The sequence below is a fragment of the Hydrotalea sp. GW822-HT8A01 genome (assembly GCF_058798575.1).
In genome coordinates this window covers 3,711,011-3,735,984 of sequence record NZ_CM179506.1, presented here as the reverse complement: position 1 = coordinate 3,735,984, position 24,974 = coordinate 3,711,011, and the positions used below count along the sequence as shown (strand labels likewise).

At 36.2% G+C, this 24,974-nt stretch carries 20 protein-coding genes and 1 riboswitch; of the genes, 13 read left to right on the top strand and 7 right to left on the bottom strand.

Annotated features, from left to right (window positions below; genetic code table 11):
• Nucleotides 1-138: 138 nt before the first annotated feature.
• A complete protein-coding gene (locus AC3QLY_RS16520) occupies nt 139-1,074 on the bottom strand; it encodes a bifunctional metallophosphatase/5'-nucleotidase (protein ID WP_179852364.1) in 936 nt (311 codons plus the stop codon).
• Entirely contained in the window at nt 1,067-1,810 is a 744-nt protein-coding gene (locus tag AC3QLY_RS16515) for a 5'-nucleotidase C-terminal domain-containing protein (protein WP_074419136.1), read from the bottom strand. Before AC3QLY_RS16515 ends, AC3QLY_RS16520 begins: the two co-directional genes overlap by 8 nt.
• 114 nt (nt 1,811-1,924) lie before the next feature.
• Here AC3QLY_RS16515 and AC3QLY_RS16510 point away from each other — a divergent pair, with 114 nt between their 5' ends.
• From AC3QLY_RS16510 to AC3QLY_RS16495, 4 genes are all read left to right on the top strand, one after another.
• A complete protein-coding gene (locus tag AC3QLY_RS16510; RefSeq protein WP_074419137.1) occupies nt 1,925-2,299 on the top strand; it encodes a DUF3127 domain-containing protein in 375 nt (124 codons plus the stop codon).
• Between the two features lie 38 nt (nt 2,300-2,337).
• A complete protein-coding gene (locus AC3QLY_RS16505) occupies nt 2,338-3,996 on the top strand; it encodes an NAD(P)/FAD-dependent oxidoreductase (RefSeq protein WP_074419138.1) in 1,659 nt (552 codons plus the stop codon).
• Between the two features lie 137 nt (nt 3,997-4,133).
• Complete coding sequence (locus AC3QLY_RS16500) at nt 4,134-5,069, top strand: ABC transporter ATP-binding protein (protein ID WP_074419156.1); 936 nt, start codon at nt 4,134-4,136, stop codon at nt 5,067-5,069.
• 101 nt (nt 5,070-5,170) lie between these two features.
• A complete protein-coding gene (locus AC3QLY_RS16495; RefSeq protein WP_074419139.1) occupies nt 5,171-6,502 on the top strand; it encodes an ABC transporter permease in 1,332 nt (443 codons plus the stop codon).
• A gap of 47 nt (nt 6,503-6,549) precedes the next feature.
• On the opposite strand, the gene AC3QLY_RS16490 is transcribed toward AC3QLY_RS16495, so the two are convergent.
• Both AC3QLY_RS16490 and AC3QLY_RS16485 read right to left on the bottom strand, forming a co-directional pair.
• On the bottom strand, nt 6,550-7,509 hold the full coding sequence (locus AC3QLY_RS16490; RefSeq protein WP_074419140.1) for an NAD(P)H-dependent flavin oxidoreductase: 960 nt from the start codon (nt 7,507-7,509) through the stop codon (nt 6,550-6,552).
• A gap of 57 nt (nt 7,510-7,566) precedes the next feature.
• Entirely contained in the window at nt 7,567-8,559 is a 993-nt protein-coding gene (locus tag AC3QLY_RS16485) for a sugar phosphate nucleotidyltransferase (RefSeq protein WP_074419141.1), read from the bottom strand.
• A gap of 304 nt (nt 8,560-8,863) precedes the next feature.
• On the opposite strand from AC3QLY_RS16485, the gene glyA reads away from it, so the two are divergent.
• The 4 genes from glyA to AC3QLY_RS16465 all read left to right on the top strand — a co-directional run bounded on the left by glyA (nt 8,864) and on the right by AC3QLY_RS16465 (nt 14,944).
• The gene (gene glyA / locus AC3QLY_RS16480) at nt 8,864-10,144 is read left to right on the top strand and encodes a serine hydroxymethyltransferase (RefSeq protein ID WP_007743935.1); all 1,281 of its coding nucleotides are present in this window, start codon (nt 8,864-8,866) and stop codon (nt 10,142-10,144) included.
• Between the two features lie 43 nt (nt 10,145-10,187).
• Nucleotides 10,188-10,604, top strand: coding sequence for a DUF4293 family protein (locus AC3QLY_RS16475; protein ID WP_068242746.1), 417 nt, complete (start codon nt 10,188-10,190; stop codon nt 10,602-10,604).
• 596 nt (nt 10,605-11,200) lie between these two features.
• On the top strand, nt 11,201-12,199 hold the full coding sequence (locus AC3QLY_RS16470; protein ID WP_179853191.1) for a PorP/SprF family type IX secretion system membrane protein: 999 nt from the start codon (nt 11,201-11,203) through the stop codon (nt 12,197-12,199).
• Between the two features lie 666 nt (nt 12,200-12,865).
• Complete coding sequence (locus tag AC3QLY_RS16465; protein WP_179853192.1) at nt 12,866-14,944, top strand: T9SS type B sorting domain-containing protein; 2,079 nt, start codon at nt 12,866-12,868, stop codon at nt 14,942-14,944.
• A 100-nt stretch (nt 14,945-15,044) separates the two neighbouring features.
• Here the strand turns inward: AC3QLY_RS16465 and AC3QLY_RS16460 are convergent, their stop codons facing one another.
• Both AC3QLY_RS16460 and AC3QLY_RS16455 read right to left on the bottom strand, forming a co-directional pair.
• Complete coding sequence (locus AC3QLY_RS16460) at nt 15,045-15,869, bottom strand: hypothetical protein (protein WP_081298640.1); 825 nt, start codon at nt 15,867-15,869, stop codon at nt 15,045-15,047.
• 149 nt (nt 15,870-16,018) lie between these two features.
• A complete protein-coding gene (locus AC3QLY_RS16455) occupies nt 16,019-16,762 on the bottom strand; it encodes a hypothetical protein (RefSeq protein ID WP_074419145.1) in 744 nt (247 codons plus the stop codon).
• A 321-nt stretch (nt 16,763-17,083) separates the two neighbouring features.
• Here AC3QLY_RS16455 and AC3QLY_RS16450 point away from each other — a divergent pair, with 321 nt between their 5' ends.
• Together AC3QLY_RS16450 and AC3QLY_RS16445 are read left to right on the top strand one after the other, a co-directional pair.
• A complete protein-coding gene (locus AC3QLY_RS16450; RefSeq protein WP_074419146.1) occupies nt 17,084-17,503 on the top strand; it encodes a hypothetical protein in 420 nt (139 codons plus the stop codon).
• A gap of 1 nt (nt 17,504) precedes the next feature.
• Entirely contained in the window at nt 17,505-18,332 is an 828-nt protein-coding gene (locus AC3QLY_RS16445) for a hypothetical protein (protein ID WP_074419147.1), read from the top strand.
• A gap of 71 nt (nt 18,333-18,403) precedes the next feature.
• On the opposite strand, the gene AC3QLY_RS16440 is transcribed toward AC3QLY_RS16445, so the two are convergent.
• Entirely contained in the window at nt 18,404-19,660 is a 1,257-nt protein-coding gene (locus AC3QLY_RS16440) for a homoserine dehydrogenase (RefSeq protein WP_081298641.1), read from the bottom strand.
• A 134-nt stretch (nt 19,661-19,794) separates the two neighbouring features.
• A riboswitch (SAM riboswitch) is annotated at nt 19,795-19,902 on the bottom strand.
• 156 nt (nt 19,903-20,058) lie between these two features.
• Between AC3QLY_RS16440 and uvrA the strand changes: the two genes are divergently transcribed.
• The 3 genes from uvrA (at nt 20,059) to AC3QLY_RS16425 (ending at nt 24,971) form a co-directional block, all read left to right on the top strand.
• On the top strand, nt 20,059-22,977 hold the full coding sequence (gene uvrA, locus AC3QLY_RS16435; RefSeq protein WP_074419157.1) for an excinuclease ABC subunit UvrA: 2,919 nt from the start codon (nt 20,059-20,061) through the stop codon (nt 22,975-22,977).
• Nucleotides 22,978-23,134: 157 nt separating this feature from the next.
• Entirely contained in the window at nt 23,135-23,521 is a 387-nt protein-coding gene (locus tag AC3QLY_RS16430; RefSeq protein WP_074419149.1) for a hypothetical protein, read from the top strand.
• A gap of 79 nt (nt 23,522-23,600) precedes the next feature.
• The gene (locus AC3QLY_RS16425; protein WP_179852345.1) at nt 23,601-24,971 is read left to right on the top strand and encodes a TolC family protein; all 1,371 of its coding nucleotides are present in this window, start codon (nt 23,601-23,603) and stop codon (nt 24,969-24,971) included.
• Nucleotides 24,972-24,974: the final 3 nt, after the last annotated feature.

The window sequence follows — 24,974 nt, the reverse complement described above, 5'->3', positions numbered from 1 at the left end:
ACTATTTGCAACAATTTATCAATAAGTTTAAGAAATATTTTTTTTCGAATGCCCGATATAGTACCTCAGCATCAAACTGCACAAAAAAAGTATAGACGGACTGCGAATATGTAGACTTTATGTTGAAAAAAAAATTTTTTATTCATTCTTTTTTTCCTTTAGGAAAATGTTTCGCGTTCGAATTAACTTTTTATGGGTTGTATTGGTGAATACATAATCTAATTGCCCCATTTGTATACCGCCCCATCCTGCCTGATTTACAAGTGTATGGCCACTGCTTTTGTTTTGATATACACGTGGTTGATTAAAAAATTTATGTGTATGTCCGCCAATAATTACATCAATACAATCATTATTTTTTGCCAGTACTTCATCGCTGATTCGGCCATCAGCATACCGATCACCTAAATGTGATAAACAGATGATGATATCACATTGCTGCTGTTGTAAAATGTTGGCTGTTTTATTGGCTTGTTCCACCGCATCAAGGTAAACTAAATTTTCTATCCCTGAAATAGAAATTTTGTCATGCAATGGCAGTAATACACCCAGCACTCCTATTTTCAGGTTTTCTCTATGAATAATGGTGTAAGGCTGATAATAATTTTGAAGCGCAGTATAGGTAAAATCATAATTGCAAATGGTAGGTTTCATGCCCGTGGCCTGTATTTGTGTAGCAAGATTGTCAATACCTCCTGAAAAATCTTTTTCACCTAAGGTAAAAGCATCATAACCCAATAAACGCATGGCTTCTAATTCTGCTTTTCCTTTAAAAGCATCATAAATGGGTCTGTCACCGCAAAAATCGCCTGCATCTAATAATAAAGTCGGTTGTCCTTTACTTCTTATTTGCTCAATCATTCGTTTCCTGCTTTCAATACCACCCATACCTGCGTAGTGGCCGCTGTTACTTTCAAATGGAAATATTTGGCTATGTGTATCGTTGGTATGCAGCAGGGTTAAATAGGTTTCGTTAACCATTTTTTTTGCCAATAAGCTACTGGCCGGTAATATGGAAATGCCGGTGAAAAGTCCGGCCTTGAAAGTATTTTGTATGAAGGTTCTTCTATTCATAGATATTGAAAATAGGCTCATTTTTGTTGATGGCTATTGGCACATTATTTTTAGTAAATGATAGAATATAATTTTTGCAGGTTTCTATCAGGTTAGTATGTAATGCGATGGAGGGTAGTGTTCGCAACATACCACAATTACTTCCACCATTAGCCATATAATCAGTTACCACAATGCAATATACTGCGCCGGGTACAATAGGTTGTTGTTGTATCATAATTTTTTTTGCCTTACCATGAATATCAATAGCGTATTGAACGCCGGCGGCAGGCCAACCGCCATCGGTTGCCATCCTGTCGAAAAATAATTGTAAAACATCTCCTCTTATTTGTTGCACAACTAAACGATTGGTGTAGGGAAACATAGCATATAATGTGCCAATGGTTATATTGCCTTGCGGAAGAAAACCTTTAATACCGGCAGGATGCATAAATGCGGCATCAATCTTCGTTCCGGTTTGTAAGGTTGCCTGCTGTAACATGGCTTCCGTAATAAAATTTCCCAATAGCCCTCCGCCACTTTTTTTATAAACTTTTTCTAATGAAAAGCCTATAACCTGATTCAGGTAATTGTGTACACTATCGGCATAGGGTTGTAACCATTGCTGCACAACTGTATCCTTTTCATTAGTAGAATATATGGCATGATATTGATAATTGACTTGTATGGCCTGTGCAGTAAGGCTTTGTGTGTATAATAAATAAAAAAATAGAATACTTAAAATAGAGCGCATCATAGAACAGTAGTATTGGAAAAAGTAAGGTACAAAATTTATTTTGCGAAAAGAATAAATTTTAGATAAGGTATTGCATTTGTAAAAAGCTACTTTTGCCGCAATAAATTATTTTTTATGAGTTACGAGATTACAGGAAAATTAGTGGCCCGCTTTGATATTGTGCAACGCACTGAAACTTTTAAAACACGTGAGTTTGTAATTGAAAAGTCGGAAGATATTGGTGGACGCATCATTACAAATTATGTAAAATTTCAATGTGTACAGGATAAAACTTCAATGCCCGATAGATTTACCCTTGGCGAAACTGTAAAAGTGCTGTTTAATATTAAAGGCACCAAATGGGTAAAAGATGGTAAGGAAAATTATATTACCAATTTAGATGCCTGGAGAATGGAATCGGCCAAACTATCTGAAGGTAATACTGCAACCGGCGATTATATTCCCGATGCACCGGCTGCTGATATGATAGCAGATGATTTGCCGTTCTAAAAAATGTACATGGTTTTATAGGGTAAAAACCTATCAACATGCAAAAAAGTATTTCGCTTCGTTTAACACCTGCACAGGCAGCCGATGCCTTATTTGTAGAAAATTATCTGGCAAAAGAACTGGGCATTGCACCTGAACGCCTGAGTGGTTTTTTTGTTGAAAAAGAATCAATTGATGCCCGAAGCAGACAACAGGTATGGATGAATAAAACCATTCGGGTATATGTGGATGAACCTTTTATCGAAAGGCCACGCCATATTATTCAATTTCCTTCTGTACATCATGCCACAAAAAAAGTGATTATTATTGGCGCTGGCCCTGCAGGTTTATTTGCAGCGCTTTCATTAATTGAAAAAGGCATTCAACCCATTATCCTGGAACGGGGAAAAGCAGTTAGAGAAAGAAGAAGAGATTTAGCCAGGCTCAATAAAGAAGGTATTGTAAATACAGATAGTAATTATTGTTTTGGTGAAGGGGGAGCCGGTACTTACAGCGATGGTAAATTATATACCCGAAGTACGAAGCGGGGTGATGTAAACAGAATTTTACAATTGTTTGTACAATTTGGGGCAGATGAAAAAATTTTATACCAGGCCCATCCGCACATTGGTACCAATAAATTGCCACATATTATTACTGCGATGCGGCAGCAAATTATTGATGCCGGAGGCGCTTGCTATTTTGAACAGCGTGTGGTTGATTTTTTGATAGAGCACAATCAAATAAAAGGCGTTCTCACAGCAAACAATGCAGTTTGGAAAGCAGATGCGGTAATTCTGGCAACAGGCCATTCGGCCAGAGATATTTTTCATTTGTTTTTCCAAAAAAAAATAGGGATAGAAGCTAAACCGTTTGCATTGGGGGTTCGAGTAGAACACCCCCAGGCATTAATAGACGCCATTCAATACCATTGCCCCATTTCAAATGGGCATGTGGCTGAAAGTAACCGAGATCTTCATTTGCCGCCTGCCGCTTATAGTTTGGTAGAACAGGTAAATGGAAGAGGGGTATTTAGTTTTTGTATGTGTCCCGGCGGCATTATTGCACCTGCAGCAACATCACCCAACGAATTGGTGGTGAATGGGTGGAGCCCTTCTAAGCGCAATAATCCATTTGCCAATAGCGGTATGGTAGTACAGGTTGGTTTAAAAGATGCAGCGCATTGGTTGCTGCAACATGAAAATTGGTATCGGGAACAACAGGTTGCATTATCTATTCCTTCTAAAGTAATTCCACCTGAACAGCACCCATTGGCACTGTTGTATTTTCAGCAATGGGCTGAGCAATTGGCTTTTACAGCAGGTGGTGGTCATTTTGTTGCACCTGCTCAACGATTAATTGATTTTACAAATAATAAAATGTCATCCTCTTTACCCGATTGTAGTTACATACCCGGCCTGCAATCTGTAGATTTAAAAGGCGTTCTTCCTGATTTTATTCATCAATCATTACAACAAGGGTTTAAAAATTTCGGTAAAAAAATGAAAGGTTACTTAACCAATGAAGCAGTGGTGGTAGCTACTGAAAGTCGTACATCTTCACCGGTACGTATTCCCCGAAATTCCCACACATTGCAACATCCGCAAATTCAATATCTATATCCTTGTGGGGAAGGTGCCGGATACGCCGGAGGTATTGTTAGCGCCGCCATTGATGGTGAGTTGGTTGCGGCTGCTATTGCACAACGGTATGTATAAAAGGTATTGTATACCGATTGCTCAATTATTCATAACACTTAAAATATTTAATACGTTATTTCAATAAAATATATTAAAATTGCTAATGGTTGTTTATTCCAATCAATCATAAACCCAACATTAATTATTACAATGTTATGAATGCTATTTTACAATTACACCATTTAAAAAAATATTATGCTATCCAAAAAGCGGTAGATGATATTAGTTTTGAAATTGAGGCTGGCAGCATATTTGGCTTGCTGGGCCCCAATGGTGCCGGTAAAACCACTTTGCTGCGTATGATAACGGGCATCATTTATCCGGATGAAGGTGATATAACATTTGATGGCAAACCATTTAGCCCCTTAGATGATACGGTTAAAATTGGGTATATGCCGGAGGAACGGGGTTTGTATAAAAAAATGAAAATAGGAGAGCAGGCTTTATACTTGGCACAATTAAAAGGATTAAGCAGGGCAGAAGCACTTTCCAAAATTCGTTTTTGGTTTAAGAAGTTAGAAATGGAAAGCTGGTGGAATAAAAAGGTGGAAGACCTGAGTAAGGGGATGAGCCAAAAACTACAATTTGTTACCACTGTTTTACACGAACCTAAATTAATTATATTAGATGAACCTTTTAGTGGCTTAGATCCGGTGAATGCTAATTTGATAAAAGATGAAATTTACCGGCTGGCACAACAAGGCAGTACCGTTATTTTCAGTACGCATCGTATGGAGCAGGTAGAGGAAATTTGTAATCATATTGTTTTAGTTAATCTGGGTAAGAAAATTCTGGATGGTAAAGTACAGGATATTAAACAACAGTTTAAACAGCATACCTTTAATATTGCTTTTGACACTGCTCCTGCAAGTCTTATACATCCTTCTTTTGAAGTTGTGCATCAGAAAGGCAATGATTTTACCCTGATTATTCATTCCGGGTTTAGGAGCAATGATGTATTGCAGTTTTTTATTGCACAAAATGTAAATGTGGTTGCTTTCAATGAAATATTACCATCACTGAATGATATATTTATTCAGTTGGTTGAATCAACACATAGTGCTGCAAGAAGTTTTGAAACAGTACAATAATTAATTTTTATTGATTCATTACAACAAAATGATTCAACCGTATTTTCAAAAGTTTATGCATCATCTCATCTATTCCATTTAAAACGATTTAAATTAACAGTATGAATAAAACTTTTTTAATAGCCCGCCGCGAATTTTTAAGCCGGGTGCAAAAGAAAACTTTTTTATTAACCACAATTCTATTGCCGTTGTTTATTTTTGGTTTTTATGCATTGATAATCTATTTCTCTGTAAAAACCAGCGATAATATTCAAATTGCAATTGTAGACCGTGCACATATTATGGATGATATTTCGACCAAACAAAGTGGTGATGTGCAGTTCAGTATCTTGAAAGATGCATCGGTAAACGATTTGGATAAACAAATACAACAAAAAAAGATTACCGGCTATATTGTTGTACCTGAGCATTATAATATTATGGGGTTTGATACCCTCTCATTAAAATCAGATAAATCAATTGGATTGCTGACACGTGATAAAATTCAAAAAAAATTTTCTGATTTATTGGAAGAAAAAAGGTTAATAGCATTGAACCTGAATAAAAGACAAATTGATAGCATACAAAATGCAAATACTTTACAGTTTACAAGTCTGGAAGGGAAAAAAGACTCTGATGCCAAAGCCGGCGTTAGTTATGGAGTAGGCTATTTTAGTGGGTTCTTAATATATATTATTCTGTTTATTTATGGAACAATGGTTATGCGTGGTGTAATGGAAGAAAAAATGAATCGCATTGCAGAGGTAATTGTAAGCAGTGTTAAACCATTTAAATTAATGATGGGAAAAATAACCGGTATTGGTGCCGTAGGTCTGGTTCAATTTATTATTTGGATTGTGTTAATTCTCGGATTAACCATGTTACTTCCTTTTATTTTTCCGCAGATTGGTCAACAGACAAGTGAGCTACCTATGCAACCGGGTGCTATGCAGGCTGCTGCTTCCATGAAAAATAGTGGCGGGTTACAGGAAGTAATGGCCGGATTAAGTACCATTAATTTTCCTTTCATTATTGGCACATTCATATTTTATTTTCTTGGTGGTTATTTACTGTATGCTTCATTATTTGCGGCTGTGGGTAGTGCCGTGAATGAAGATCCGCAGGATGCACAAAGTTTGTTATTGCCGATTACAATGCCCATTATTTTTGCAATGGTTATTATGACAAAAGCAGTGAATGAGCCCAACAGTTCATTGGCGGTATTTGGCAGCATGTTTCCACTTACATCGCCCATAGTTATGATGGCCCGTATTGCACATGGTGTGCCTGATGGTGTTCCACTTTGGCAATTATTGATGAGCATGGCATTATTGATTGGAGGCTTTTTGGCCACTACCTGGCTGGCTGCAAAAATTTACAGAGTGGGTATTTTAATGTATGGTAAAAAACCTACATGGAAAGAGATGTGGAAATGGGCATTTATCAAGAATTAAAAATATTTTGTAATGATGAATCAGGCAGCTTTTGGGCTGCCTGTTTTTTATATAATATTATCGGAAAATACCAGTGGCTGTTGTAATGCAACATTAAATTCGTTCCATATTTCATGGACAATATCAGCGGCTGGTTTTATATCGTCAATTAAAGCACTTACCTGGCCAATTTCTAATTCACCTTCTTCCATATCGCCTTCAAACATACCTTTTTTAGCACGTCCTTTACCTAGTAGTTGCTGTAATGTGGCAGCATCGGCTCCATTCATTTCTGCTTCATGAATTTGTTGGTAGAACGGGTTTTTTAATAGTCGGACAGGTACGTGTTTTTTCAGGCTTAAAACAGTATCACCCTCTTTTGCTGCTATTATTTTTTGCTTGAAGTTGATGTGTGAGGAGGCTTCAGGTGTGCATACAAACCTACTTCCAATCTGTACTCCATCGGCGCCCAATACCATGGCAGCAAGCATTTGTCTTCCAGTAGCAATGCCTCCTGCAGCAATTACCGGAATGTTGATTGCTCTACGAACCAAAGGGATTAAAACAAAGGTGGTTGTTTCTTCTCTTCCATTGTGCCCACCTGCTTCAAAACCTTCTGCAACTACCGCATCAACACCTGCAGCTACTGCTTTTTGTGCAAACAAACTGCTGCTTACCACATGAACAACGGTAATGCCTTTACTTTTTAAAAGTGGGGTAAAGGTTTTTGGATTTCCTGCACTGGTAAAAACAATGGGTACCTGCGCTTCAATAATGGTAGCAATATGCTGGTCAATATCCGGATACATTAAAGGCAAATTCACTGCAAAAGGTTTTCCGGTTGCTTTTTTGCATTGTTGTATATGTTCTTTTAAAACTTCAGGATACATGCTGCCTGCGCCAATAATTCCTAATCCACCTGCATTGCTTACGGCAGCTGCTAATTTCCACCCACTGGCCCATACCATACCTGCCTGAATGATGGGATACTCAATGGAGAAAAGCTTTGTAATCCTGTTCGAAAACATAGCATACATTAATTCATTATATAAAATATCGGATAAATATTAATTATCATATTGTCGTTATCCGAAATCAATTTCAGTATTATCGCCAATATTTAAACTTCGGCTTAAACCTTTTACTGAAGCATCGCTTCCAATCAGCGAATTATCGAGTACTACTTCAAATAAATGTGTATAAGAGCCAATAATGCTATCACGCAAAATAGAAAATTGAATATGGGTATTGGCACCAATCGCTACATGCGGGCCTACAATGGCATTTTTTAAGGTACAACCTGCACCAATACTAACCGGTGGAATAATAATGGTATTTTCTAATTTAGCTGTATCATCAGTTTTGCCGCCAAATTTTTTTAATAATGTGGCATTACTTTCTAAAAGTGTTTCTTTTTTACCACAATCGAACCAATTTTTTACTTTAAAAGATTGAAATTTTGCACCCCTTGCAATCATACATTCCAATGCATCAGTTAAATTATATTCACCTAAGGTTCGGATGTTTTGTGTAAAAATGTGATGCAGACATTCATACAAAAAATTGGTTTCTTTAATTTTATAAAGACCCACCAATGCCATATTGCTTTTAGGGATAGCAGGTTTTTCTACCACTTGCTCAATAAATCCATTTTCATCAATTGCTGCTACACCAAAATGTCTGGGATCATCTACTTTTTTTACACCCAACATGCTATAAGGGCTGTTTAAAACTTCTTTTACATCAAATTCGCAAATTGTATCTCCCAGGGTTACAAACACTTCATCATCACCTACAATATTTTTAGTTAATTCAATGGCATGTCCGGTTCCCTGTCTTTCATTCTGGTAAACAAAGTGTGTGATTAAATGAGGGTAGGTTTGGGCAACATATTCTTGAATTTTTTCCCCTAAATAACCTACTATAAAAATAAATTCATTGATGCCGGCTTCATGTAATTGGTCAACAATAAAACTTAATATGGTTTTACCTGCAATGGGTATTAATGCTTTGGGTTGTGTATAGGTGTGGGGCCTTAATTTAGTACCAGCACCAGCAACAGGTATGATTGCTTTCATTACTAAAGAGTCGGTTTTGTTTCGTTGATTAAACGATTCTGCTCATTAAAACTATGCATTCGAATTGGTTTCGTAAAAATTTGTTTGGAATGCGGGATGCTGAATTACAGGGTAGTTGCATCTTTACAAACCTTTCCAACCAATATTTTGGGGTGTGAAAATAGGGAAAACTTTTTTTTATCAGCAAATCATCTTTTTTTACAGTGTTATAAACAAGTTATGGCAAGCTAAATATGAAGAACTATTTTTGCAGGAAATATTATTTGTTTCATCATTTTACCCCTTATTTTAAATACGCCAATTTATGCAAAGAGATACCTTGGTTTTTAACCTTATACAGCAGGAATTAGAAAGACAGCGCAGAGGCATTGAATTAATTGCTTCAGAAAATTTTACCAGTTTACAGGTAATGCAGGCCATGGGTGGGGTAATGACAAATAAATATGCCGAAGGATACCCAGGCAGAAGGTATTATGGTGGTTGTGAAATAGTTGACCAAACTGAACAATTGGCTATTGACCGTTTAAAGCAAATATTTAATATTGAGTATGCAAACGTACAACCACATAGCGGCGCACAGGCCAATGCTGCATTAATGCTGGCTGTTTTGCAACCTGGCGATGCTATTTTAGGATTGGATTTAAGTATGGGCGGCCACTTAACCCATGGTGCGGCCGTGAATTTTAGCGGTAAGTTATACCAACCTCATTTTTATGGAGTTACCAAAGAAGAAGGCTTATTAGATTATGCCATGCTGGAAGAAAAAGCCCGCAGCGTTAAACCTAAACTCATTATTTGTGGTGCCAGTGCCTATAGCAGAGATATTGATTATGCCCGTATTAGAAAAGTGGCCGATGAAGTAGGTGCTTTTGTAATGGCAGATATTGCACATCCGGCAGGATTAATTGCCAAAGGTTTGTTAGGAAACCCATTTGAGCATTGCCATTTTGTAACATCAACAACCCACAAAACTTTAAGAGGTCCGAGAGGTGGTGTGATTATGATGGGAAAAGATTTTGAGAATCCGTTTGGATTAAAAGATATGAAAGGAAATATTAGAATGATGAGCCATTTAATTGATATGGCGGTATTTCCAGGCACACAAGGCGGTCCGTTGGAACATGTTATTGCAGCCAAAGCAGTGGCTTTTGGTGAAATACTTTCAGACGAATTTACACAATATGCCAAACAAGTACAATTGAATGCACAAGCCATGGCAAAGGCTTTTGTGGACAAAGAATACAAGATTATAAGTGGCGGAACCGATAATCATCTAATGCTCATTGACTTGCGTAATAAAAATATCAGCGGAAAAAAAGCAGAACAGGTACTGGGCCGGGCTGATATTACAGCCAATAAAAATATGGTACCCTATGATGATAAAAGTGCTTTTGTAACTTCCGGTATTCGTTTTGGCGTGCCTGCTATTACAACCAGAGGGTGCAAGGAAGAGCACATGCAATTTGTGGTAAATGCCATCGATACGGTATTAATGAATGCTGATGATACATCCACTGTTGAAAAGGTGAAAAAACAGGTGAATGATTGGATGCTGCAGTTCCCATTATATCCTGAATTGGGTTAAAGGAGTTTATATAATCATTTCTGAATGAATCAATTACTGTTTTATGATACAACGTATTCAATCTTTTTGGTTACTGTTAACCGCTGTTTGTGCTTTTGCCACTTTAAAACTGCCATTTTACAGTGGAAATAAAATTGCTGACCAGGCCGGCAGTTATCAATCAGTTACCGGCAATACAACCATATTGTTGAATATTATTACGGTAGCAATTGGAATAATAGCCTTGGTATTTATTTTTCTATACAAAAACCGTAAGCAACAATTGTGGTTAACGCTACTATTGTTTCTGGTATCACTTTTACAGCTATTTCTGCTCTACCTTCAAACCAAACAATTTGTGCAAGGCGCTTATGAAATTTCGGTACTGGTTTATATCGCTATGCCTGCTTGGTTAATATTGGCCATGCGTGGCATGTATAAGGATGAACAATTGGTGAAAAGTGTAGACAGATTGAGATAAACGTTAGTAGAATACTTATTTAATTTCCTAATTAGTTGACTATTTAAAGGTGGATTGGTGATAAAGAACCTTTTTATATTTGCAAATAAAAATATTTGATTGATAAATTTGTTACATTTCAGTTTCAATACTGTTTAAAATTTTATAGTATTAATTTAAAAACAATTGTAAGAATACTACTACAAATTCTTCAATTTAACTTTAAATTATTATTTATCAATAATTTATATATTTATATTAAATTTATTTTGTTTTTCTTTTAAATCAGACTAAATTCCTTTTAAAATCTTTCCATTAATGTATTACTAATTTTGTTTAGTTATTTTTTACCTGCAATTGATAAAATGGAATAAATCCGAGTTCGCTTATTAGTGTTATTTGCTTTATTATTAACTATTTTTAATTAATTAAAAATTTGAATACTATTTTGACAATACAAATGAATTGTCAGAGAAAATTTAAATAAAGTTTTAGTGATTGAATTTTATTTAATATAAAATAATTAAATCATGAATTAAATGAGGTTATTAATTCGCCATCTTAATTCAATATCTTAATCCTGCAATATGCCTAATAGATGTATTTACAATTTCATAATGTGGATTATACTAATATTAGCTGGAGCCGTTAACAGTGCCAATGCACAAGATCCGCATTTTTCGCAATACTTTACTTCACCCATGACTATTAATCCATCCCTAATGGGAAAAGATGTGGAAGATTGGCGTTTAACCAGCACATTACGGCGCCAATGGTGGGGAGGAACCGTAGCACCTTATAATACCTATACTGCTTCCATTGAAAAACGGGTAGCCACGAATAGCACCGGCGATAATCAGTTAGGTATTGGCATGATGGTATTCAGTGATGAGTCGAATAACGGTTTATTGAAAGATACTTATCTAAGTTTGGGTGCAGCTTATAATATAACATTGGATGGAGCAGGCCATCATCATTTAGGTGCCGGTTTAACCGCCAATTATGCAGGCCGATTGGTTGACCCCAGTAAGTTTGAGTTTCAGTCGCAGTTTGGTAGCATGGGTTTTCAAAGAAGTGTTCCTTCTAACGATCCGGTAACCATACAAAGCAACCATTACTTAGAAGTGAATGCCGGTTTAAACTACAATTATACAGATACGAAGTGGGGTTTTAATGTAGGTGCAGCAGTATTTCATGCATCCAAACCCAAAGATGGCGTGTATTTAAACTCAACCTATACTGTTGAAGCAAGGTATAGTATACAGGGAAGCGTGTATTTTAATTTAGCGAACCACAACCAGTTGTTGTTTAGTGAAATATCGGAGATGCAGGGTCAGAACAGCATTCATTCCTTAGGAGCTGTTTATAAAATTAGCGTGAAGGACAAAACATTAAGGAGTTTTAATGTGGGATTATGGGATCGGTTTGGCGATGCAGTGTATCCATACATTGGATTAGAATCAGAAAGATGGATAGCGGGTTTAACGTATGACGTGGTTACTTCAGGCGTAAAAACAGCATCCAACAGTGTACAGAGTATGGAGTTGAGTTTTGCCTGGCAGTTCTTTTCTGCCAAACACCAACCAAGGCCCGTTAAGAAGATTATACAGTATTAAACAATGCTGCTAATAACAAATATATGCAACTAAACAAATTACAGGGGAGTATAACATAATTATAAACCGCTTGAAACCAAAACAAATGCCGGTATGCATCATGTATTTACCGGCATTTTGTTGGTACTAATGAAAGTGATCAGATTGTAATTTTATTATTTCTGTCATTTTTATTCATCTCCGAATAATAAATAAAAATATAGTATATAAATTAAGTTTTATTTTTTTGTGCTCCTGTGTATGATTGCTAATCATATGTAACATAGCATCTTTGATGCTACTGCCTGTAATAGATTGTCAAGGTGAGGTTAATTCAATGAAGCCAAATTTGAATATTACTACAAAACCTGTATTGCTTTTATTATTCTTTTGAAAAAAAGCATGGATACGCCATTTTTTTGATTGAATTCAATTTCTTTCAAATAAAATCCATTAACTAATTTGAAATAATAAATAATAGAAGCCAAAATTTTTACTGCATTCCACTATTATTATTACTACACAATATTATCAAAAGATACGACTTTTCTTTACTTCCCTTTGTTACAATGTCTTTGAATATGCATAACTACTTTCATTAGAGTGAACGATGTTCCCTGTCTGATTTCCATGAAAACCGTGAAAAACCATATAATTTTTCAAAGACTACCATTCCTGTTGAAGTATATGATGAGCTTCATGGGAATGGTGGTTTTTTTTAGTGCAGGCGCACAGTCTTTTCAGTTTGAAAAAGGGTTTGCTGATTTTCCTTTTACCTATAACAACATTACAGTTACATCTTTTGGTTCCGGTTCTTTTGTTGATTATGGTGCTGCCTGGAGCAGTTGTGGTGTGGCAATCAAACCGGGCAGTATATGGCTGGGTGCTTATGGGCCTGCTTCTTTTACCAATACATTTTCACAAGGGGTAAATGATATGGTGTACAATATCAATGCTGCTGATACTACTGAAACCTTTACTTTTTCAGTAAACAGAGGGAACGTTCAAATTAGCATACTTTCCGGTTGTGCTGATAAATGGACGATTGCCGGTAATCAATTAATTTGTAAAGGAATAAATGCGGGTGCACGTATACAAGTGCATGCATCAGAACCTTTTACCAATGTTACAATAGAACACAACGGATTAATGGATGGTTCTTTAATTATAATGGTATTCGATGAGGCTTTAGAATATGCCGAGAGCCATGCCGCTATCAGGGTACAACCCATCCTTTCACAAAAAATTTGTTTGGGGGATGCTATCTCTGATATTCCCATTCCCATTACCGGAGATGCAAATGAATTAGCAGATATTGTTTGCAGCGTAACTTCTTCAAATCAAACTTTTTTACCCGATAATGCTATTCAAATAATTGAAAAAAATAGTAACAAACTGCTTCATTTTACCGCTATTCCTGCATATGTAGGGATGGTACAGTTGCAATTAACCATCAGCAATAAAGATGGATTATTCATGCAAGTGCCCATTGTATTAGAAGTAATAGGCATGAAAGGAAAAGTTACTATTGATGCGAAAAGTAGTATCTGTAAAGGTGAAAAAATTGCGTTGAAAGGCACTCCATCTAATGGCGTTTGGGGCATAAATAATCCAACCTTTTCAGACGCTGTTAGCAATAATTTGCTTGCTAATATAAATACTGATGGTACATTAGTAGCCAATTATCCGGGTATACTTCAAGTCTTCTATACAGTAAAAGACAGTAGTGGTTGTACCGGTACTACCACAGCTAAAATACAGGTGCATGATATTCCGGTAAACAAAGTAATATCTCCTAAGGGAACTTTGCTGTGTGAAGGTAGTCAGCTACAATTAATGGCACCACAAGCTGAATCCTATCAATGGTTTAAAAATCAACAACCTTTGCAAGAAAAATCAAACATACTACAGGTAAATACTGCCGGTAATTATGGTGTACAATTAACCGATTCTAATGGTTGTAGTAATCCTGCTATTGTGCAGGTAACCATTGCCGGCATTGCAAAACCTAAAGCTGCTTTTAACTTTACAACTTATTGTACCAATTTACCGGTACATTTTCAAAACTTATCAGAGGTAAGTAATAGTGGTCCTGTAAACTTTGAGTGGACAGATAATAGGGGGAATATCAGTTATGAAGCCAGTCCTGCATTTACTTATAACGTAGCCGGTGAAGTGAAAGTGCAACTAAAAATTACTTCTCAGGTTTGTATAGCATTAACAACTGAAGCTATTAAAACCATTCAAATTGAACGCCCGGATGCAGGAAAGCTATTGCCTGTTATAGAAACAGAACAAACTGCCATCCGTTTACAGACCGGCAGAGTAGGGGTTCAGTACCAATGGCAACCTGCTACAGCTTTTGTAAATGCCAATACTGCTAATCCGTTATTGAATGTAACTGCCGGCCGTCAGCAATATACCGTTATGGTAACTGCCGCATCCGGTTGTACTGTTACTGATACAGTAGCAGTAAATGCCACAGCCAATGCCGGCATTTATGTGGCCAATGTATTTTCACCCAATGGCGATGGGCAAAATGATAGATTGTTGGTGAATTTAATTGGCTACAACCGTTTGAATTTCTTTAGAGTATACGATCGTAAAGGCAGGCTATTGTTTCAAACAGCCGATGAAGGCAATGGATGGGATGGCACCGTAAATGGTACTTTACAGCCTCTTGATACCTATGTTTGGGTAGCCGAAGCTTCTAATGAAAAAGGCCAAAGAATTTACAGGGAAGGAAGCACTACTTTATTACGATAAAAAATCTATTGGTTTTAAATTTTATTGATTTTAAGAACATCTCATAGTGGTTCCGTATTTGTGTAGTTTAAAACATAATTTACAGCCTGCCGAACGCTTATTAAATTCTAACACCCAATCCAAAGGTAATGTAAAACAAATTTTTACCATATTCCCCCGGAATAAGATTCATGGGTATGGTATAGGAGGGAGTAATATTAATATTAAATTTTCCTGCTACAAAAACAATCGGCACTGAAAATTCATATGAAAGTAAATTAAATTTTACACTATTATCTGTAACAGTTTGTTGAGAAATGGGGATAAATAATATTGAACTTTTTTCAAGATAAGTTCTTGAAAAATTTTGAGTACCAAAATATGCATAGGCTGTTGGATCAATTGCAAGTGCCATTGGAATTTTATTTCTTATTTTTAGAATAAATATATGGTCTAAACCTGGAGAAATTCCAATATCAGTTTTGTTACTAAATTTTAAATCTGCACCGAAATTAAAATTAATTATCTTGTTTGTATAAGCCGCGTTTAATCCACTCTGGTATTGTAAAGCCGATTGTACTAAAGTGCTATTTTCATTGTAGAATAATTTAGTAAAAAAAATATTGCCACTAAAATTTTTGGTAGATTGGAATCTATAACCAATTTCTCCCAATGCTCCTGTATAGTTTAAACTGGTGGTAGAATTTTCTAAAAATATAAAGCTTCCCTGTGCATATAAGCCACATTTGAGTTGATAACCTATATAAGGTACCATACCGCTGCTCTGTAAACTATCTGTTCTTCCAAAATATTGGAATCTGGAAACACCATTTATTCCGAAAGAGAATTCATTAGAACGTGTGGTATCATTCTGTGCATAAAGTTGCACAATTGATAAAATAAAGCTGAAAGTACCCAACATTGTTATTGCAATTTTATTAATCATATAAATATTTATTAAAATTAATAAAATAAAACACTTTTATAGAACAGATTGCCTGAAAACCGTTGAAAACCTAAAAATTTGTATGCGCATTATATTAAGGAAAAGAGGCTATTCATTTTTTTAAGTAGCCTCTTTTCTTTGAAATTAATTTAATTATGGATGGAAGTTTCTGAGTTGGCTTTAGCAGCAACTTTAATTTTTGCTTCTTTCTTTTCTTGGGAAGATTTATCTCCTACCTTTTGAATAGTCTGATTAGCCTCGTTTTCTTTAGATTTCACATACTTTTTTGCTGGTTTAGTATTAAGATCTGCATTAACATGAGCAGAATTGTCTGCATTTAAATTATTTTGTAGAGAACCTTTATCAGAACCACTCTTAAAGGCAGCATTTTCATTTGCATTTGTTTGAGCACTTGCATTGGCATGTGCTGAAGACTCTATAATGCCCTTAATATTGGTAGCTTCTTTTGTAGCATCGCTTTTGATTGTATTTGCACTGCCTGCCATATTTTTGTGTAATTCGCTATTCCCTGATACCCCGGTGTTACTTTCTATTGAAGCATTCATATTGGTATTGCTGCCTTGATGTTCAGTATTCAAATAGCTATTTGAATTTGTACTTCCTGAAACATTATTGCTTGATTCTGCTTTCAGTTGTTTTGAAGTACGTCTGGCTGCACTTTTTGATTCTTTTGTTGCAGCTTTACTTTCTGTATTGACTGCATTAGAAGTATTGATAACGGCTCTTGAAGCAGCAGTTGTTACTCTTTCGGCATTAACAGTTGCAGCAGTAGTGCTTCTTATAGTTCCTCCTACATTAATAATTTGTGCATCTGTTCTGATACAAAAAAACAGGGCAGTCATGAAAATGGTTGATTGAATCATTGTTTTCATAATTGTAATTTTTAAAGTTTGAAAATAGAATTGAATGAATATTTATTCCAAAGACAATTTTTATGCCAGAAATAATTTTTATATTGCTGTTTCCTCAGCCAAACCGGTCAGGTGATAAATACGAATAATTTGGAAATTTAGATGGAAATGCAAATAAATAGTGGCATAGAGCCTGATTTTATTATAAATTAGATGGCTTAGGTGTTGATTTTTAAAATTTAAAATTGTATTTAGAGTAAATTCAGTAAGATTAATTTAAAAGTTTTTTTAGTACTTTTTTTCACATATTTCGATGAAAGAATTAAAAATTAAAGCGAAAAAATGTTTCATTTTCATTTTTCAACCCATCATAAAGTATTAATTATCTGCATCGCCATCTGTTTGTTTACAGGTTTTCTGAATTATTTTTTACTGCAGCCCAATATTTTTCTGTTTCATGTGTTGCATCTTTCCATTCATCCTGTTTTTGTGATTCATTCCACTTTTATCAGGAATTTTTTGCTTGGTTACTTTGCAGACGGGTTGTGGTGTCTTGCCCTATGCCTCCTAACCTTGCTATTAAAAGAATTAAATTATTTGAAGAAAGCCGGAATAATAACTATATTAGTAGTACCATTTTTAACGGAAATATTACAATACTTTGGCATTATTGGCGGTACGTTTGATTGGTTGGATATACTGACTTACCTGCTCATTATTTTGGCCTTTCTGCTTTTTTCAACCTTGCTAAAAAAACAATAACATGAAAAGGTTTACCTCGCTTATTGCACCAATGCTGGTCATTGCTCTATTTTTGTGTATGGCTATAGCCAGCACCCCTCCGAAAGCACCTTCCCCGGTTGTTTTTGACGGTATTTTTAGTTACAAAGCTGATAGGGATGAAGTAGTAAAAAATGCCGCCAAAGTGGGCTTTATTAAAAATAGTGTTAGTCCGAGTATTGTATTAAGGGTTCCACATGCCAACCAGCAGATTCTGGAACAGGATAAAAATACAAATGCCAATAACATTAGCTCTTCCGGAATCTTTGATCCGAATAACAATTTGTATGATTTAAATGTATATAATACTATTGAAAAGGAGTTGCTAAAAGGGGGCTTTACGGTTCGCGACAGGGCATTGTTTGATAAAGTGCTGGGCGACAAAAGTGTGAGTGATTATTCTAAAATAAAGGAATTAACAGAAACGGATTTGATACTGGAATTAAGCAATATTCAGTATGTGCCTTATGCCTTTAATGCATTCAGTTACCATACCAAAGGCCGGCATGGTGTTATCAATACCAACATACACAACTGTGCCCATACCATTTATTTATATGGGTTAAAACTTGAGTTTAAGTTAATCAGGGTAAAAGATAACGATTATATTGGTTCTTTTACCTATAACTATTCACCCTGTAATAATGCACCCTGCGATTATTTGGTGAGTTGTTTGGGTGATGATTGCAGTGAGCCTTATGTTCAACAGGGAGATGTAAAAATTACTGCACAAAGATTAATTACCCGTGAAATAATTACCCGGTTTGTGAAAGAGTCATCACAAAATTTGGTAAAACAAATTTTAGAATAATAAGTAAATTAAGAGGGGAAAGTACTTAAAACTTTCCCCTCTTTTAAGTGTAGAATAATGTTTGATTTTATCTATAAGTTTACACCTGCCAGTTCTAAACTTCTTTTTTTCAATTTTACAATTTCTACATTTTCAATAATGGGTTCGGGCATTACAATCAAAGAGGTTTCATTTTCCTTCCACCATGTTTGGCCATATAAATGACTGGCATGAATAACGCCAATCAAATATTTTCTTTCTTCGCCGGCATGCCATTCTTCTATCCACTCAAAATCATCTTTTTGAATAAAGTGCCAATCGGTAAAACTAAGGTATACTTTCAGGTAAAAATCATGCGTAAGGGTATGCGGCTGGTGGTGGTATAGTTTCTTATATTCATATTTGTACTGGTAGCGCAGAGCGGCAATATCGCTCAAAACAGCCGATGCTGTTGGGAAGCTGCCTGCTCCTTTTCCATAAAAAAACTGTTTGTCGGCAAAGCCGCTTTCAATGACTACACCATTGTATTCATTTTTAACAAATGAAAGAGGTTCGTCTGTTTTTGTAAATTGAGGTAACACAAATGCGGATACGTTACCATCTTTTAATTTCTTGGCTTGTGCTACTAATTTTATTTCATATTTTTTTTCCTGGGCTACCTGTGCATCTGCAGTTTGTATGCTTTGAATGCCTGTAAACAGAATATTTTTAGGATGCTCTACAATTCCGTAAGCATGATTTAATAAAAGCGACCATTTGTTTACCGCATCATATCCTTCCACATCCAACACAGGATTGCTTTCTGCAAAACCCGATTGTTGCGCCAGTAAAAGTGCTTCCGAAAAACTCAGTTGATCTTCAAACATTTTGGTTAAAATAAAATTGGTAGATCCGTTGACTATAGCTTTAATGGCATGCAACAAATCATTATCGTAGTATTCCTCTAGATTTCTGATTACAGGTATCGATGCACAGGCAGCACTCTCATACAATAAGGAGCAACCGGTTTCCAATTGTATCTGCAGCAGCTCAGGTAAATGTTCTGCCAGCATTTTTTTATTGGCACTTACCACTGCCTTTCCATTGCGCAATGCAGTAGCAACAATTTCAAATGCGGCTTCAGCATCATCGGTTACTTCTACAATTACGTTGATGTGTTCATCAAATAATAAACTGTTTTTATCGGTTGTAAATAACTGGTCGGGCGCATTTCTTTTTTTCTGCAGGTGTTTAATACACACTTTTGTTAACTCGGCCTTTAATGAGGGGGTTTGCTGCAATACTTTGTATAAACCTTCTCCTACTACCCCAAAGCCAAATAAACCAATGTGTAATGATTGATGTTGCATAATAAATTCTAGTTATAATTAATTAAAAATCATCTGGACAAAAGAACCGGTAACAAAAAAGCCCGCCATTGATAAATCAGGCAGGCTTTATATAATACATCTATATATTAGGGGGATGTAAATAAAAATTGACTGACTTATCTTTCCCATTGGTATGGGATGGAGTTGGCACCTTCATGTTATAAAAACATGGGTTGCCAAGGCTTCATTGGGCCAATTCCCTCTGCCTTTCTTGATAAGTGATAAAAAAGAACTGGCGCAAAAGTACAATAAGTGGTTTCAAATCTCCAAATATTTTTTTAATCGGGTGGAATTAGCTTTCTATGCTGTTGCAAAACGTGTCAACAATTCCTTCAAAGGCTTGTTCCTATCTTTGATACAATTTTATGGCAAAAAAAATGAAGAATAAGATAGTGACAGATGGTGCCGGTGTTACCGATGCTATTGAAATAATGGGTGCAAGGGAACATAATTTAAAAAATATAGATGTTTCTATTCCTAAAAATAAATTGGTAGTTATTACCGGTGTAAGTGGCAGTGGTAAATCATCCCTGGCTTTTGATACCATTTATAATGAAGGCCAACGCCGTTACATGGAGAGTTTTAGCGCCTATGCCCGCCAGTTTATTGGCGATATGGAGCGGCCTGAAGTTGATAAAATTACCGGTTTATCGCCCGTTATTTCTATAGAACAAAAAACTACTAATAAAAATCCGCGCTCAACAGTAGGTACGGTAACTGAGGTGTATGATTTTCTACGTTTGTTGTATGCACGTGTAGCAGATGCCTACAGTTATGAAACCGGGAAAAAGATGGTAAAATTCTCTGAAAAAGAAATCATTGATCATATTTATACTTCATTTCCCAATCAAAAAATTTCTATTCTTGCGCCATTGGTAAGAGGCCGCAAGGGGCACTATCGCGAATTATTTGAAGAAATAAGAAAAAAAGGTTTTTTAAAGGTACGAATTGATGGTGAGATAAAAGATTTAACGGCTAAACTGCAGGTTGACCGGTATAAAGTGCATGATATTGAAGTGGTAATTGACCGTATGCCGGTTTCAACGGATATGCACTTGCGTATTACAAAAAGTGTGGAGCAGGCTTTAAAAATGGGTAAAGATCTGATGTTTTTATTGATAAATGATACCAATAAATTAGTGCAATACAGCAGCAGGCTTATGTGTATGGATACCGGTATTAGCTATGAAGAGCCATCGCCCAATGCATTTTCTTTTAATTCGCCTTATGGTGCCTGCCCGGTATGTAAGGGCCTGGGTTCCATTTATTCAGTTAGTTTAACGCAAATTATTCCTGATAAAAATGTTTCAGTGAAAAATGGTGGAATTGCCCCCCTGGGTCAGGAGCGAAACACCCAATTGTTTCAGCAAATGGCTGCATTTGCAAAAAAACATAAAATCAATATTGATAAACCTATTGCCACCCTCAGTAACACTGAACTGAATTTATTGTTATACGGTACCGAATTGCCGGACGATGCCGATACTTTATTGAATGCCTCAGACGATGCATTCATAGCAAGCCAGGGATATACCGGATCTTTTGAAGGTATAATTCCTATGTTGAAGAGATGGTTTACTTCTTCTGGTAGTACTGAAACTACCAGAGAATGGGTGGAGCAATTTATGGAGCTGAAAACCTGCCCCTCCTGCAATGGTGCCCGTTTAAAAAAAGAAAGTTTATGGTTTAAAATTGATGGTAAAAATATTGCAGAATTGGGTGATATGAGTTTGGATTTATTAACCCAATGGTTTCAGCAACTACCCAAAAAATTAAGCGAAAAGCAAAGCGTTATTGCCAAAGATGTTTTAAAAGAAATTAATGATCGTTTAGGGTTTTTAACCAACGTAGGCTTAACTTATTTGCATTTAAACCGACCATCCCGATCATTGAGTGGAGGAGAAAGCCAACGGATACGGCTTGCTACACAAATCGGTTCACAACTGCAGGGTATTACCTATATTTTAGATGAACCATCTATCGGATTACATCAGCGGGATAATCACAGACTCATACAGGCTTTGCAAAATTTAAGAGATATAGGTAATAGTGTGCTGGTAGTGGAACATGATAAAGACATTATGCTGGCTGCCGACTATTTAATAGATATTGGACCGCGTGCCGGTAAAATGGGTGGTAGTGTGGTTGCTGCAGGCACACCTGCAGAAGTAATGCAGTTACAAACACCCACAGCCGGTTATTTAAATGGAAGCATTCATATTCCTATACCGGCGGCAAGACGAAAAGGGACTGGCCAATTGATTGAATTGAAAGGTGCATCGGGTAATAATTTAAAGAATGTTTCGGTACATTTTCCTTTAGGTACTTTAATATTGGTTACCGGTGTTAGTGGTAGTGGTAAATCTAGCCTGATTAATGAAACGCTTTATCCGCTATTGGCGGCACATGCTTACCAGTCGCGCATAAAACCCATGCCCTTCAAAGCCATTAAAGGGTTGGAATATATAGACAAGGTAATTGAAATTGACCAATCGCCCATTGGTCGCACACCACGCAGTAACCCTGCTACTTATTGTGGATTTTTTACAGATATACGTACCTTGTTTGCATCGGTACCGGAGGCAAAAATACGCGGCTATAATGCCGGACGATTTTCTTTTAATGTAAAAACAGGCCGTTGTGAGGTATGTGAGGGCGGCGGGATGCGTGTAATTGAAATGAATTTTTTACCTGATGTATATGTGCCCTGCGAAAAATGCAATGGCAAGCGGTACAACCGCGAAACACTTGAAATAAGATATAAAGGCAAATCTATTAGCGATGTGTTGGATATGTCGGTAGATGAGGCCTGTGATTTTTTTCAACCTGTTCCCTGGATTTATCGTAAAATAAAAATACTACAAGAAGTAGGGCTGGGTTATATTACTTTAGGGCAAAGTGCTGTAACATTGAGTGGGGGTGAGGCACAACGGGTAAAATTAGCAACCGAGTTAGGAAAAAAAGATACCGGTAAAACCTTTTATATTTTAGATGAACCTACTACCGGTCTCCATCTTCAAGATATTATGTTGTTAATGGATGTATTACAAAAATTAGTGAACCGGGGTAATACTGTATTGGTGATTGAACATAATCTGGATGTAATTAAACAAGCAGATCATGTTATTGATTTAGGTCCGGAAGGTGGTGCAGGTGGCGGAAAAGTATTATTTGAAGGAACGCCAGAGGGTTTGTGTACTGTAAAAGACAGCCATACGGGACATTTTCTGGCATTAGAATTAAAACAATTTATTCAAACTACTTCAAAGAAAACAAATAAAAGAGTAGGCGGATAATACTTACAACTGTTTGTATTGGCTGTGTTTTCATCTATAATCAGATGCAATATGCTGCAATTTAAAAATTCTAATCCACTTCTAATCTATTCTTTGCATTTCTAACAAAAAATTTTATTGTTCCTGTTTAGCTTTGCAGTAAAAATAGCAGTAACCCATGCATCGCTTTTACAAAGCATATAATTTAATTGTTAAGTTACTTTTTTTTATCCTGTACATACTTTTTTTTGGGGTACAGTTGCTATTTAATTTTGATGCAGTACCTGAAGATCAAATTATTTATACACAGCTTCATTTACATGAAACTTATCAGCCGCATCAATATTTTAAAAAAGCAGTTTACACGCACAATAGTTCTCAACGGGGAGATAATATTCGTTTAAACAAACGTTATCAGCCCGAAACTGTAGCAGCTTCTACTTTCTTTGTATTAGCCATTATTCCGCTATTATTTATTTGCATTCCCTATTGCAAATATAGGGAATCTTTTGTATCTTACTTTCAGCATACTCTGGCGCTGAGAGGGCCACCCGTAGGTATGTAAACCAATCATTTCTTTTATTTCATTTTAAAAACCAACAGGTTATATGTTTGTATTAAACAGAAAGTCAATAATTGGCTGTATGCTAATTGTTGTATGGATAGGTAGTAGTGTAACTGTTACCGGCCAAACAATCCAGCCATTTTACTCATTACCTCAATTAACAGATTCTGCATTGCAGTATTATCCATCTATTATGAGTAAGCAGGCTTTAATAGCCAGTGCTAAAGCGGGTATTATGGATGCCAAACATGCTGCATTGCCATCACTTCAGGTACATGATCAGATAACAATGGCCACTGCCAATGGTGTTACCGGAACATTTCTTCCTTTGGGAATTGCTATTCCAACAGCAGGTGGCATAACCGCCGATAATAATTCACAAGCTGCTTCAGGCAATCTGGGTATGATATACAGCCAGTATGAGTTGTATAATTTTGGATTGAATAAAGCACGTGTAGAAGATGCAAAGGCCAATGAAAAATTTAGTGAAGCAGATTATGCAAAAGAATCATATCTGCTGAAACTAAATGTTGCGAATTATTATCTGGCCTTATTAAAAAATATACAACAGTTAGGTGTAGAACAAGATAATGTTCGGCGTTATGAAACCTTATTTAGTGTAATTAGAGCACAAACTGCCAGTGGGTTAAAGCCCGGTGTAGATTCTTCTTTAGCTAAGGCAGAATTAGCCAAAGCGCGTATTAATTTAAATAATCAGTCAGATGTGGTGCTTCGCTTACGCGAACAACTCTCTATGTTAACCGGCATACCCATGCAACGGTTAAATATAGATACGGCAGTAGATCGTTTTAATACCTTGATTAATCAAAATAATTTTACCAATCAGATAGATACCTTAGGTAATCCATTGATAGATTATTATCAGCAGATTAAGAACAGGTATATTTCTCAGGGACGTTTGATTCAAAAAACCTATCAGCCTAAAATTTATCTGGCAAGTGGTTTTTGGGGTCGCGGTTCCAGCATCGATTATCAGGATCAATACAAAGCTATCGGTACCGGATTTGGGTACCAACGGTATAACTACGCACTGGGTTTGGCATTTACCTATAATTTATTTGATGGTATTCATCGCAAAGATCAGATGGCTGTGAACAAGTTTGCTACACAATCCAGCGACTATGATTTGCAACAGCAAAAATTATATTTATCGAATGCCTATCAAAAGTCATTGGCTTCTATTGACATCATTCAGAAAAATTTGCAGGAAATACCCATTCAGTTACAATCGGCTCGCGATGCCTATCATCAAAAAGTTGCGCAATACAATGCCGGTTTAATTAATCTGATTGATTTAACCAACTCTGCTTTTGTATTATACCGCAGCCAAACAGACTATATTCAAACCATTACCAACTGGTTGCAGGCTAACTTAGATAAATCTGCCGCAGCCGGAACAATTGATTCATTCATCCAAACAATAAAATAATTT